The 14,439-nt window shown below is 67.5% G+C and carries 7 protein-coding genes; 5 read left to right on the top strand and 2 right to left on the bottom strand.

The genetic code is table 11. The annotated features are described in order from the left end of the window. A partial coding sequence (locus E3O50_RS15045; protein WP_134564579.1) for an ice-binding family protein occupies window positions 1–819 on the bottom strand: 819 nt, incomplete at its 3' end. 206 nt (window positions 820–1,025) lie between these two features. Continuing rightward, complete coding sequence (locus E3O50_RS15040; protein WP_134560322.1) at window positions 1,026–2,105, bottom strand: M23 family metallopeptidase; 1,080 nt, start codon at window positions 2,103–2,105, stop codon at window positions 1,026–1,028. A gap of 94 nt (window positions 2,106–2,199) precedes the next feature. Between E3O50_RS15040 and E3O50_RS19410 the strand changes: the two genes are divergently transcribed. The 5 genes from E3O50_RS19410 to E3O50_RS15015 all read left to right on the top strand — a co-directional run. Next, a complete protein-coding gene (locus E3O50_RS19410) occupies window positions 2,200–2,628 on the top strand; it encodes a hypothetical protein (RefSeq protein ID WP_134560320.1) in 429 nt (142 codons plus the stop codon). A 425-nt stretch (window positions 2,629–3,053) separates the two neighbouring features. Next, entirely contained in the window at window positions 3,054–9,659 is a 6,606-nt protein-coding gene (locus E3O50_RS15030; RefSeq protein WP_166790697.1) for an SdrD B-like domain-containing protein, read from the top strand. Continuing rightward, on the top strand, window positions 9,649–11,049 hold the full coding sequence (locus E3O50_RS15025; RefSeq protein WP_166790696.1) for a multicopper oxidase domain-containing protein: 1,401 nt from the start codon (window positions 9,649–9,651) through the stop codon (window positions 11,047–11,049). The genes E3O50_RS15030 and E3O50_RS15025 overlap by 11 nt, the downstream gene beginning before the upstream one ends. Before the next feature lie 5 nt (window positions 11,050–11,054). Beyond that, on the top strand, window positions 11,055–12,419 hold the full coding sequence (locus tag E3O50_RS15020) for a multicopper oxidase domain-containing protein (RefSeq protein WP_134560314.1): 1,365 nt from the start codon (window positions 11,055–11,057) through the stop codon (window positions 12,417–12,419). A 37-nt stretch (window positions 12,420–12,456) separates the two neighbouring features. Then, window positions 12,457–14,439: multicopper oxidase family protein (locus tag E3O50_RS15015; protein WP_166790695.1), on the top strand; the 1,983-nt coding region annotated here is incomplete at its 3' end.

The following is a 14,439-nucleotide window of genomic DNA, read 5'->3' as shown; positions in this document are numbered from 1 at the left end:
GGCCTCGGCGGCGGCCTGCGCCGCTGCGGCGGCCGCCGCGGTCTGCGCCGCCGTCGGCGTGCTCGCGACGATCGCGGTCCGCGCCGCGCAGTCGCTGGGCCGGGTGATCACGTTGGAATCCAGAGTGACGGCGCCGGTGCTCGCGAGAAGTCGGCCTGCGACCGTGGCGCCGGTCTCGGCGGTGATCGACGTCTGGGCGAGAATCGTGCCCGCGAAGACGGATCCGCTGCCGAGCGTCGCCGAGCTGCCGACCTGCCAGAAAACGTTGCACGCGTTCGCGCCGCCGGAGAAGGCGACGGTGCTCGATGACGCAGTGATCAGCGTGCTCGCGGCCTGGAAGATGAAGACCGAGCTTGCACTTCCGGCCAGGGTGACTGTGCCGCTGAGGGAGAGCGCGCCGCCGGCGTAGACGCCGGGGGCGAGGGTCTGGCCGGCGAGGTCGATGAGGTTGGAGACGTCGGGCACCCGACTGGCCGCATCGTTGAAGGCAGTGGTCAGGTCGGCCTGGGCGAGCTCGGACTGGGCGTCGGTGGCGTGGACCACGCCGTTGTCGATCGTGACCGGGGCGATCCCCGTGACGGAGGTTCCCGGGCTGAGGCCGAGGTCACCGTTCGTGATCGTGGTCGCGCCCGTGTTGGTGACCGTCGTGTGTCCGAGCACTCCGAAGCTGTCCAGGGTGCCGAGGCCGATGACGGCCTGGACCGAGCCGGCAGCGTGCGCTGCCCCGGCCCCGCCGGCCGCGAGCAGAAGGCCGAGGGTGAAGGCGGCACCCGTGACGAGCACCCGCCGGGGAGATGATTTCAGGTTGCGCAGGTGCATGGGGCCCCCAGGAAAAGGAAGCCACTGCCCTATCCTGCTGTGCAGGTGCGCGGGAGGGCGGGAGGGCCATTCCCTCCCGTCTACTTCCGGTTTCACCCTAGGGGAAACCCCCAGATGTTGTATACAACTTTTCTTTAAGGTCAGGTGATTCCCGGCCAGGCGCGCAGAGGTCGAGTGGTCTGGCGGCGGTCGTGATCGCGAGCGATTCAGGTGCCGAGGTTCACGCCACGGAGGGCCAGGAACGGGACGGCGTCGACGGCGGTCCCGTCGATCCTGACCTCGAAGTGCAGGTGGCAGCCGGTCGAGGCGCCTGTGCTCCCGACCCCGGCGATCACCTGGCCGGCAACGACGTGCTCACCGACGCTGACCAGGGTCTCCCCTGGGGCGATGTGCGCATAGCCGGTCGAGATGCCATTCCCGTGGTCGATCAGGATCCAGTTGCCGTAGGTGCCCAGTACGCCGGCGGCCTCGACGACTCCGTCGGTCGCCGCATAGATGGCCGCGTCGCACCCGGCGCCGATGTCCGTCCCCCGGTGGAAGTCACCGACCCCGGCAACCGGGTGCACGAGACGCGGGCCGAACGCATCGGTGATGCGCCCTGCGGCTGGTCTGGTCCAGCCCTGTTCGCTGAGACGCCCGGTGTCCGCGACGGGCACAGTTGCCGGGAACGGCTGGACCTCGCTCGCCGCCGTGGCTGCCGGAGCTGACCGGGCAAGGTCGGCGAGGGCGGCGGATGCAGCGGTGACGTCGTCCTGCGCCGCCACGACCGCCGCGCGGGCGGCGGAAACGGGGACCGCGGCGATGACGGCCTGAGCGGCGGCATCCTGCTTCTCGAGCGCCTGCTCCCGTTCGACGTCCGCGGCGACGCGACTGCGCACGTCGTCGAGATTCGCGGTCAGCCTGGACAGGGTATCCAGTGTGCCGAGCTGAAACAGCAGGTCATGGTCTGCCCTGTCGTCGAGCAGCACGTCTAGGGTGCTGTTGCCGGATTGTTGCATCAGGCCGCGAACGAGCGTAGCCAGCACCCGGCGGGACGCGTCGGCGGTGGCTCCTGCGCGTTCCCTGAGCGCATGCACGAGGTCGGCCCGACTGACCGCGGCCTCGTAGTCGGCGTGGGCTGAGGCGTCGGCAAGCTTCGCCGCACCCAGCCTGGTTTCCGCAGCGCGCAGGCGGGACTGGGCGGCCGCGACTGCGGCGGCGCGGCGGGCGGAGGCTTGTTCCGTCAGTGCCCTCGCGGCGTCGGCGGCGCGGGCGGCAGCGACTGCCTGTCGTGCGGCCGCCGTCACGGAGGGTGCCGGCGGGCCGAAAGCCTGCTGGGGTTCCGGCGCGACCAGCGCCCGGGCCGACGGGGACGCCGGCGGGGTAGACGACAGTGTCGGCGTGGGTTCCGGGGTCGCCGTCGCCGTTGGGAGAGGACTGGGCGTTGGTTCCGGGGTCTCCGTCGGTGTCGGTGTCGGTGTCGACGTCGGAAGAGGAGCGGGCGTTGGTTCGGGCGTCGGCGTCGGTGCCGGCGTAGGAGCGGGCGAGGGTTCCGGCGTCGCCGTCGGCGCGGGCTCCGGCGACGGTGCCAGAGTGGGCGTGGGTTCAGGCGTCGCCGTCGGTGGTGCCGTCGCCGTCGTCGCGGGTGTTGGATCGGGCGAGGGCGAGGGCGAGGGTATCGGATCCGGCGTGAGGGCGGTCGTTGCAACCGGAACCGGCTGGTCCACGGGCTGCGCGGCGTCCGCCCGTGCCGGCGTCGGCATCCCCGTGATCACGAGCACGACGATCGCGATCGTCGCGAGCGAAGGCGCCAGTCGGGAGGCCGGGTGAGTTTCCGCACGGCGGCTGATCCGACGGACACCTCGTGGTGCACTCATGAGCCTCCGCAATCCAGCTTCGGGTGATGGGCGGGCAGATCGACCGGGTCGATGCCCGGCCATCGTGACACGGACCGGCCCGGGCAACAAGCGCGGCACGGGGGTTTGCCACGCCGGACTCCGGGGAGGATGGGCTCCCATCGTGACCACCGCACCCTGGGCGGACAAGCCTCACGCGGGGGGTGCCCGACCACCCAATTCAGGGGGCGGCGAGGCTCGCCCCCCAATTTTGGGGAGACGAGCATCCCTCAGGTGCGGCTTGGTCGCCAGGTCGCGTCCGACCAGCATGGAGCCTTCCAGACGTTGGAGGTCACCATGGAATCGACGAGAGACTTGTCCGGGTTCACGCCGTCGAGGCGGCCTCTGTGGCAGCGGATTGTGATCGCCGCCACTGCCGTGGTCATGCCGATAGCGATGCTCTCGGCTCCGCCCGCGCTGCCCGCCGAGGCCGCGACGACGAGCAGCCTGACGCTGAACGTGATCAGCGCACGCACGGAGCCTCGCGCCTTCTCGGGTGCGGGAGTCGCCAAGGGTGCCGCCATCCCGAACTTCACCTACATGATCAACGAGGACAACACCGGTTCGACCGTCCAGCGGACGCCGGCGCTCGGTTCCGGCTGCAACACCCTCGACGCCGGGTATCCGGGCTCCTGCGAGTGGACGTCGATCAGGGAGACTCCGCACACCACGAGCCCGATCGTGCGCCAGGGCGACCAGGCCGACTTCGCCAGCGGCCTGGCCCTGCCGAACGGGCGTTACCTGATCTCTGTGCTCTCCGACGGCTACAAGATCGACGGCGCGCACTTCACCGTTCCGCTCGCCGACCCGGGTCTCGTCACCGTCGAACTGCAGCCGACGCCCCTTCCCGACTCGACGCTCCGGGCGCAGATCTTCCAGGACAGCGCGACGACCAACGGGACCCTCGACCAGGGCGAGCCGGGCCTGGCCGGCTTCACCGGCCACATCGCCGACACCCTCGGCGAGGTGCAGACCGACGTCTATGGCAACCCCCTGTGCACCGTGTACCAGGGTGAGGACCCGATCAGCCACGTGATCCCCTTGGCCAGCCTCGACGCGGGCATGCTCCCCGTGCCGATCGCGGGGTCAGGCGGCCACTGCGTCAGCGATGCCGACGGCATCCTGACCATGCCCCACCTGGGAAGCAACCGCTACGCGCTCACCGCCTCGGCCCCGCCCAACCAGACCTGGATCCAGACCACGACCCTTGAAGGAAACCACGACTTCGACGCCTGGGTGATGGAGGGCAGCACCGGATACGACACCGAGGCCCTGCTGGCCGGCGAACCCGTACCCGGGCCGATCTTCGGATTCGTGAAGCCCACGAACACCCTGACCGCCGGCTCGGGCCACATCACAGGCGCGGTCGTCAACGTCAAGCAGTACAGCCCGCCCAAGGGCGGCGACTTCAACCACTGGCTCGGTCTGACCGGGAGCAAGATGGGCAAGCCGATCGTCAACCCGTGGCTCTCGCTCAGCGACCTGCAGGCCGGCGACCAGGCAGTCTGGGTGGGTCACGGCGGCACGGACGGCACCTTCGACATCTCGGGCGTGCCCGACGGCAACTACAGCCTGAGCTGGTGGGACGAGCCGCAGAACCACTTCCTCGACTCGGTCAATGTGACCGTGAAGAACGGCGAGACGGTGAAGATGGGTAATCTGCCGGACAGCGGCTGGTGGACCGAATACGACGGGTACGTCTTCAACGACACCAATCGCAACGGCGTGAAAGACCCGGGCGAGACCGGCATGCCCAACTTCACGCTGACCATGCGCAAGCAGGACAACTCGCTGATGGACAGAGGGACGAACCTCGTCACCACCGACAGCACCGGGTATTACCACTTCGAGAGCGCATACCCCCTCAGCGAGTGGACCGTCATGGAAAACTTCAACAACTCCTTCTACACGACCGGTGTCACCTACCAGTCAGACAACCAGCCGACCCCGACCACGGTGAAAGGCGCCGGCGTCGACGTCAGCGTGCTCAGTATCATCGGCCTCAGCGGCACGATGGACTGGGGCGTTCACTCCTACGATTCGACAGGCGCCAACGGCATCGACCCCCGCAACGGCGGCATCGTCGGCTCGGTCAGCTACGACACGACCCGCAATGAGCTCGACCCGCAATATGCCGCATCAGAGGACTGGCAGCCTGGCGTTTCCGACGTGCCCGTTGAGCTCTGGTCCACGGTCGACTGCGGCACGACGACCGCACCGTGTGGTGGCACGAACGACGCGTTCGAGCTCGCGCCGGACGGGTCGTTGGCCAAGGGGAAGCTGCTGAACACCTACCTCTCCGAACACTGGAGCCGCCCGACCGGATGCGTAGCCCGGGATGTCGACGGCAAGCCTCTCGTCCACGCCGCAGACAACTCCGTGGCCTTCGACGAGAACGTGCTCGCGCCGAATCAGGAGACATCGGGAGAGTGCATCTCAAGCTTCATCCAGGGCGTTCAGTTCGGGCCGTACCCGACTGACCAGGGCACATCGGCGGCCAACTTCGGTGCGGCCGTTGACGGCAACTACGGCTTCGCCGACGCCTGCACAGGCACGTTGATCGCCACAGATCCGGCCAACCCCGTGTGCGACGGCGGAACCTTCCAGCCGCTCGGAAGCGGCGATTACCTGGTCAAGATCGCTATCCCGCAGGATGCCACCGGCGACCCCCTGTACAAGGTGACCAGCGAGACAGACATCAACATCGCCAACGGCGATCAGATTGTTCCGCAGGTGCCGCCGCCGGCATGCGCAGGAACGCTCCACACCGTCGACCTCGCGGGCAGCAAGACGGACAACTACCCCGCAGTGGTCGGCGACGGCACCAACGGGGTCCCCGTCGGGGTCACCGTGCCGGCCTCGACAGCAGTCTCGAACCCCCCGTTCCTGGGCATGGGTGGGTCGCCCTATGAAGGCGCAGCCAAGCCGACCTGCGACACCAAACTGGTGCGGGTGAACAACGGCAAGTCCGTCGTGCCCATGTTCAACATCTTCACGGATGTCCCCGTCCCGGCCCGTCTGCGCGGCCTGATCGTGGACGACATCAACTTCTCCACCGACCCGCGGTCCACGCTCTTCGGGGAGAAGACGGGTGTGTCCTTCGCACCGGTCGGGATCTATGACTTCGCCAACCGGCTGGTCACGACCGTCGAGTCCGATTTCAACGGCGCGTACGACGTGCTGCTGCCCTCGACGAACCACATCAGCTGCCCGACCCCCTCGGGTGTCTGCGCCAACATGTACCGCTTCGTGGGCAACGACCCCGGTGTCCCCGGGCATCTGAACGCAAACTACAACCCCCGATATCGCTCGATCGCGACCGAGTTCGAGGCATTCCCCGGCGTGACCATTCCGACCGACCTCGCCCCGACCCAGGTCGGCGTGTATGTCGGGTCACCGACCACCGGGGTCAACACGGCGGTGACCTGCGCCCTCGACGCCGCCACACCACAGCTGCTGAGCGTGTCGCAACCGTACGTGGCCGCAACGGGCAGCCGCTCCTTCACCATCGCCGGGACCGGCTTCGGCGCGGCCCAGGGCACGGGCCACGTCAATCTGGGCACGACAACGCTCGACATCACCGCGTGGAGCGACACGTCGATCACAGCCAGCGTGCCTGTCGCAGCCCCGGTCGGGGCGCAGCAGCTCACGATCACATCGGGCAACGGGCAAAGCACCATCAACGGGCTCAGCTTCCATGTGCTCGGAACCGGCTACAACCCTGCCGTTCGAGAGGTCGGCCCCGGCCGCACCCACGCAACGATCCAGGCCGCACTGGACGCCGCGTTCGCCAACAACGGCGATGACCTGGTCATCGTGTACCCGGCAACGCCCACCGCGGCCAACCCCCGCGGCGCATACTATGAGAACCTGGTCGTCGCCTCTCCGGTCAAGCTGCAGGGTGTCGGGTCCGGCGGCTTCCAGGGCACCACCTTCGTGCCGGGATCGATCATCGACGCCGGCGCGTTCGGCGGAGACACCGCCCTCGCAACGGCCTGGTTCACCAAGGTCGGCGGCCTGACCTGGGACGGCAACCAGGCGGTGAACGACGGCGAAGCGATCTACGTGCTGGCGTCGGCGAACGCCACAACGGCACCGGGTGCAGCACGCCAGTTCACCAGCGGATTCACGGCAGCAATCGATGGCTTCGACATCCGCGGCGGCGACCAGGTGGGCTTCCCCGGCAACATCGACGCCCTCACCGGCGGGCCGACCGGCCTGCCGCCGAACATCACGACGCAGGGCGGAGCCATCTTCGCCAACGCGTACGTGCGCTCCCTCCAGATCACCAACAACGTCGTGCAGAACAATGGCGGCGGTTACGGGACCATCCGGATCGGAACGCCAGACCTGGCCGCGCCGAACACGAGCAACCACAACGAGAACGTGCGGATCGCCAACAACCGGGTCATTGCCAACGCGGGCACCAACCTGGCGGGCGGCATCGGCCTCTTCGCAGGGTCCGACGGCTATGAGGTCTCCGGCAACGACATCTGCGGCAACTTCTCGCTGGAGTACGGCGGCGGGCTGAGCGCATACGGCCTGAGCCCCGGCGGCAAGATCCACCACAACCGCATCTACTTCAACTCGTCCAACGACGAGGGTGGAGCGATCATGATCGCCGGGCAACTGCCGGCGACAGTCGGTGCGCTCTCGCCCGGTTCCGGTCCGGTGGACATCTACGCCAACCAGATCCAGGCCAACATGGCCAATGACGACGGTGGCGGCATCCGTTTCCTGATGGCCGGCAACTTCCCGATGAATGTCTACAACAACATGATCGTCAACAACGTGTCCACCCACGAGGGCGGCGGCGTCGGCATCAACGACGCCCCGAACGTGCGGGTCTACAACAACACGATCATGAAGAACCTGACGACGGCCACAGCGGTGACCTCGGACGGCCAACCGGCCCCTGCCGGCCTGGCGACCTCGGCCAACAGCGACCAGCTGCAGGCCACACTCCCGGCCGGCTCGCCGACCTTCAGCAACCCGGTGTCGTTCAACAACATCTTCTGGGACAACCGGGCCGGCACCCGGGCAGGCACAACGGTCACCGGCATCGGCCTGGCCGGCGCAGCCGACATCAACAACTGGGATCTCGGTGTGGCCGACGGCACCGGGGTGCTCGCGCCGACCAACTCGGTCGTCCAGCAGAGCGCCGCTTCCCATGCGTACACGACCAGTCCGACTAACAGCTCTGCCGATCCCGCAGTGGTCTCGACCTATGACGTCTCCGTCTCCTTCGCCACGTGGCGTCAGAACCCTGCGTTCGTGGACGCCACGCTCGTCACCCTGCAAGCGCCGCCGAACCTGCTCGGTAACTACCACCTGGGCGCCTGCCCCGGCTCACCCGCCTGCAACCTCGGCGCGGCAAGCACAGCAGGCGTGAACGCGCCGGCCACGGACTTCGACAACCAGGCCCGGCCGGCACTGGGCGGCTTCGACAGCGGCGCGGACGAGTTCGGCGCGACGACAACGCCTCCGCCTGCCTCGGACCTGTACTTCTCGACAGCAGGAAACACCAACCCGCCCGGCGTGTCCGGCACCGCTGACGACGCCGACATCCACGTCTGGAACGGCACCGCGTTCAGCCGGTCGATCGATCTGTCTGCAGCGCCGTACAACGTCCCGAGCAGTGCTGACACGGATGGTTTCTCCCGAGTGGATGCCACCCACTTCTATGCCTCGTTCTCCGGGAACGTCACCCTGCCCGGGATCGGCAGCGTGTCCGACGAAGACGTCGTGTACTTCGACGGCACCTCATGGTCGTTGTGGTTCGACGGCAGCGCGCACGGGCTCGTGGGCGGCATCGACATGGGCGCGATCAGTGTCGTCGGGAACACGCTGTACCTCACGACGAACAACGCGGCCGTTCCTCCGGGCGCGGGCGGCACCGGCGACAACGCCGACGTCTACCGCTGGAACGGTGGCAGCTCCTACGTGCGTGTCCTGGATGCCACGGCGGCGCCGACCAACCTGCCGAACAGCGGGTCGGCCACCGGCGCGACCAACCCCAACGTCGACGGCCTCATCTGGCGGGACGCCACCCACTTCTACCTGTCGTTCAGTAATACGACCACCACGGTTCCGGGTGTCGGCGCGGTGGACGACGAGGACGTGGTCTATTTCGACGGCGCCTGGTCGATCTACTTCAACGGTGGCGCACACGGTCTGGACACGTCGGCCAACCTCGATCTGGACGCGATCTCGTTCGCCGGCGGCGCGCTGCCGCCGGCAGCACCGCCGGCCGGCCAGTCGCTGTTCTTCTCGACGCAAGGGAACAGCAACCCGCCCGGCGTCGGTGGCACCGCGGACGACGCGGACATCTACCGCTGGACCGGCAGCACGTTCGGTCGGGTCCATGACGTGACGACCGCACCATACGGCTTGCCGACCGGTGCCAATGTCGACGGCTACGACCGGGTCGACGACACCCACTTCTATCTCTCCTTCACCGGGCAGGTCGCCGTGCCCGGCATCGGGAACGTGCAGGACGAGGACGTCGTCTACTTCAACGCGGGCACCTGGTCGCTCTACTTCGACGGCAGCGTCCACGGTCTGGGCGGCAACGACAACCTGGACCTCGACGCGATCAGCGTCGTCGGCGGAATCCTGTACTTCTCCACTGTGGGCAACTCGAACCCGCCAGGTGTGGGAGGTTCCGCAGACAACGGCGACATCTACAGCTGGAACGGCACCGCATACAGCAGGGTGATCGACAGGAGCACGGCGCCATACAACCTGCCGACCAACGCCGACATCGATGGCTTCGTGCGGGTGGACGCCACCCACTTCTACATGTCGTTCAGCGCCGGCAACACGACCGTCCCGACGCTGGGGGCGGTTCAGGACGAAGACGTCGTGTATTACAACAACGGCGTCTGGTCGGTCTACTTCGACGGCACGGCGCAGGGCCTCGGCGGCAACGGCGACTTCAATGTGGATGCCTTCGATGTCCCCTGACCCGATCGACAACGCACACCGCAACGGCACCTCCGATCCCAAGGGAGACATGGGAATGATCTTCAAACAGCCTTTCAGCCGACGCGACCTCCTCAAGTTCGCCGGCGGCGCGGTGGCCATCGTCGGGACCGGCGTCTGGGCGGGCAATGTCCTGCTTCCCGAGGCCGCCATTGCGGCCATCGGGGATCCGGACCTCTACCTGGCCGGCACAGACGGGTGGATTTTCCTCCCGAAGACCCCGGCCATCCCACCGTTCCACCCCGACGTCCTCGCGCCGGACCCGTTCACGACCTACATCTTCGGGTTCCGCAACGTCACCGGCCTGAGCGACACGGCGAGGACGAACCAGAAGAACAAGGCCCAGCACTCCGCTCCGATGTTCTGGACGAAGCAATTCGACCCGGCCCACCCGGTCGATTTCACCGTGCAGCTGACCAACCTGGGCCTGGCGTTGCGGCCGGACCTGTTCGACGCCCACACCCTGCACTGGCATGGGTTCCGCAACGTGATCCCGTTCTTCGACGGTGAACCGTCCGGGTCGGTGGCCGTGAGGACCGGACGTGTCTTCTCCTACGTGTACCGGCCCCGCGAGCCGGGGACCTACATGTTCCACTGCCACGTCGAGGATGTCGAGCACGTCCAGATGGGCATGACCGGTCTGGTGTTCGTCCGTCCCCTGCAGGACGGCCAGAACATCGGTGGCCACACCCAGTTCATCTACAACGACGGTGACGGCTCGACCGGCTTCGACCGCGAGTTTGCGATGTTCCTGTCGGAGGTGTGGGCCGAGGCGCACTGGGCGGATGCTCATATCCAGCTGCCGCAGTGGAGCGATTACCGGGCCGACTTCGGCCTCCTCAACGGGCGGGTCTACCCGGACACCATCGCCCCCAATGCCCCGATCGATGCGGCGGCATCCATTCACGCTCTTGCAGTGCAGACCGACCCCGTTTCCGGCGACCTGGTCGCCCCCGTTGGGCATCCCGAGCTGCAATACCAGCCGCAGTCTTCGCTGGTGAACTGCAATGCCGGAGAGACGGTCGCGCTCCGGTTCGCGAACCTCGGATTCCGGGAGCAAGCGATGACCCTGGCCGGGATCCGGATGCGCGTGGTCGGCCGCGATGCCACCCCGATGCGTGGACGCGACGGCACCGACACGTCCTATGAGACCGAGACGATCAACATCGGCCCCGGTGAGAGCTTCGATGTGGTCTTCATCGCACCGGGGCACACGGGGCCGGGTTTCGACACGTACATGCTCTACAACCGCAACTACCCCGCGACGAACAACCTGGCCCCGGGCGGAATGGGTGGCCAGGCCACCGAGATCCGCGTGTACGCTCCCGGCGGCCTCCGCGCGCAGGCCTATCCGAACGACTTGGGAGTCTGAGAGCCATGATGAAAGGGAATGCCGTGTTGCCTGCGAAGATTCGCGCCCGCGGTGTGCGCCGGGCGGCGCTGCTGCTCGCCCTGACCCTGGTCGGGGCCACGATGGCCACGTTCACCCAGCCGGCGATCGCCGTGACCCCACCACGGGTCGGTATCGCCTGCACCACCGGGGTCGGGGGAGGTGCCACCACCCCGATCTTCAACCTGACGACCAGGACCGGATACATCAGCCTGCCCGACGGAAACACCGCCTTCATGTGGGGGTACTCCAGTGGGTTCGGCGCGTTCCAACACCCGGGTCCTGTGCTGTGCGTCAACGCCGGCGACACGGTCACCGTGATCTTGCGCAACACCCTGCCTGAGGCCGCCTCGATCGCCTTTCCGGGCCAGACGAATGTCCTGGCCAACGGGACCCCGGCGCAACCGGAGTCCACAGGCTCAAGCGCGATCACCTCGCTGACCACCACAGCCGCGGCCGGAGGCGGGACCGTCACATACAGCTTCGTGGCCGCCAACCCGGGCACCTTCGTGTACGAGTCGGGGACCAACCCCGAGAAACAGGTCCGGATGGGCCTGTTCGGGGCCCTGATCGTGCGCCCGTCGGCCGTTCCATCGGGTGGAGCGGCCGGCTCGGTCGCGAGCGAGTACGCCAACAACCGGGCGGACAGCCGCTTCAATCCCGCCGAGGAATTCATGGTGCTCCTGAGCGAGATCGACCCCTACCAGCACCAGGCGGTCGAGAACGGCAAGAGCTTCAACATGAACAACTACCACCCGCGGTATTGGCTGATCAATGGGCGCGGTTACCCGGACAGCATCGCCGACAACGGGGCCAGCTGGCTTCCGGCGCAACCGTACGGTGCGCTCGCGCAGGTGGGTGAATTCGACCGCACGGCAGTCCCGGTCGACCAGCCCGGGATGGCCCGCTACCTGAACGTGGGCACCGAAGACTATCCGTTCCACCCGCACGGCAACAACGGCCTCGTCGTGGCCAGGGACGGCCGCCCGCTGGAGGGCCCGACGGGGGAGGACCTCGCCTTCGAGAAGTTCGCCATCAACATCGGCCCTGGGCAGACCTGGGACGTGATCTTCAAGTGGTACGACGCCGAGAATTACTCCCCGTCCAACCCGGTCCCCGTGACGGTTCCGTCGCTGGCCGACCAATCGATCGGCGTCTTCTACAGCGGAAGTCCCTACCTCGGGACCAAGGAGGCCCTGCCACCCGGCATCCAGAGCGTGAACCAGTGCGGCGAGTACTACATCATCTCCCACAACCACGCCCTGTTCCAGATCACGTCGTGGGGCACGAACATGACCGGACCGATCACTTACATGCGCATCGATCCGCCGACGCCCAACAGCTGCGGTTGACCAGGAAGGGTGAAGAACCATGTCTCACCGGAAGAGCATGAATAAAACCGTCTCCGCTCTCGTGACCGGGCTGGTGGCGGGAGGAGGGCTGGCCGTACTGGTGGCGCTCCTCGCGCCGGCAACGGCGGCACAGGCCGCAGCCGCGCCCTGCACCGCGCCGGGTGACCTGTACGCGGCCTCGGGATCCACGACCCTGGGGACCCAGAGCGTCACCGTCTGGGGCTACAGCGCCACCGCCGGTTCCAGCGCGAGCCGGCCCGGCGGGCCGACACTGTGCGTCAACGCCGGCGACACGGTCACCGTCACGCTGCACAACCAGCTGACGGAGAGCACGGCCCTGCTCTTCCAAGGGCAGCAAATGGTGCCGGACCGCGTTGGTGCCGCACCAGGGGCGTCCACCTCGTACACCTTCACGGCCAGCCGTCCTGGCACGTACCTCTATGAGGCCGGACTGGTTCCGAACGGCCAGCACCAGGTGGCGATGGGTCTCTATGGCGCGCTGATCGTCCGTCCCGCGACACCGGGTCAGGCATACGACGCGACCACCGCGTTCGACGACGAGGCAGTCCTGGTCCTCAGTGAGATCGACCCGGCACTCAACAACGCCGCCAACCCGGCGGCCTTCGACATGCGCAAGTACGCTCCCCGGTACTCCCTGATCAACGGGAAGGCCTACCCGAACACCGACCCGATCCCGGCGACAGCCGCGGGCAACAAAGTCCTGCTCCGGTACGTCAATGCGGGCAGCCTGTACCACTCACTGGCCTCACTGGGCACAGACCAGAAGGTCATCGCCCTGGACGGCAGTCCCCTGAAGTACTCACGTCACTACATTGCGGAGACCTTCGGTCCCGGCCAGACGGCGGACGCCGTCGTCACGACCCCTGCCGCGACTGCCTCGCTGAACCGGTTGCCGATCTACGACGGCAGCCTGCTGCTGCACAACAGCAACGCGGCCGGCGCCGGCGGGATGCTCACCTTTGTGACGGTCCCCGCGAGCGGTGTGGCGGGGCCGGACACCAGCGGACCGGCCACCAGCTCTGTCGCTTTCGCGGCAGGCACCCTGAGCGCCACCGTCAATGACACCACCACCGGTGGGTCGAGCATCGCGGGGGCCGAATACTTCATCGACACCGTGACCGGCACGGGCCTCCCGATGACGGGCAGTGGGGCCGGCAGCGTGAACGTCACCGCCTCGGTGTCCATTCCCTCCGGCCAGCACATCGTCTACGTGAGAGGCCAGGACTCCGTCGGCAACCGGGGGTTCTTCAGCTCGGTACTGGTCACCGGCGGCGACGCCACCGGACCGACCACGAAGTCCCCGTCACTGGCACCCAGTCTCACGAACGGGGCAGGGGCTGCCGTCATCGCCGTCCACGCCACCGGGGACGACACCGCGACAGGCGGCTCGAACATCACTGCGGCCGAGTACTTCATCGATGCCGTCGGACCCAATGGTTCGGGACCGGCGCTGGCGGTCAACACTGCCGCACCGACCGCCAGCCTGGACGCCACCATCCCTGCGGCGACCGTGAACGCGCTCGCCGAAGGCACCCACGTCGTCTCGGTCCACAGCCAGGACGCAGCGGGCAACTGGGGCGCGCCGGTCACCATCAGCCTGGTGGTCGACAAGACCGCGCCCACCACCTCGGGCGTCTCGGTAGCGCCGACACCCAACAACGGCACGCTCGCGTTCAACGGCAGCCCTTCGGCCATCCGGGTGACCGTGGCGACCATGGCCGATCCGATCGCGGCCACCGTGAACAGCACCATCAGCTCAGCCGAGGCATTCCTCGACACGGTCACCGCCAATGGCTCAGGCATCGTGGTCAGGGCAACGGACGCCGTGTACAACAGTCCTTCCGAGGCCGGCTACTTCGAGATCCCACTGGCAACCATCGCCCTGCTCGCAGACGGCAACCACACCATTTCGGTGCATGCGAAGGATGCGGCGGGTAACTGGGGTGCGGTGGCGACGACGACCCTGGTGATCGATAAGGTCAAGCCTGCGGTGAGTGCG

It is taken from the genome of Cryobacterium sp. MDB1-18-1 (assembly GCF_004402735.1).
Taxonomy (GTDB): domain Bacteria; phylum Actinomycetota; class Actinomycetes; order Actinomycetales; family Microbacteriaceae; genus Cryobacterium; species Cryobacterium glucosi.
This window is presented reverse-complemented; position numbering and strand designations above follow the sequence as displayed.

Coding starts and splice junctions, on each gene's coding strand:
- E3O50_RS15025 (WP_166790696.1), top strand. CDS start 9,649: ATGTCCCCTGACCCGATCGACAACGCACACCGCAACGGCACCTCCGAT.
- E3O50_RS15020 (WP_134560314.1), top strand. CDS start 11,055: ATGATGAAAGGGAATGCCGTGTTGCCTGCGAAGATTCGCGCCCGCGGT.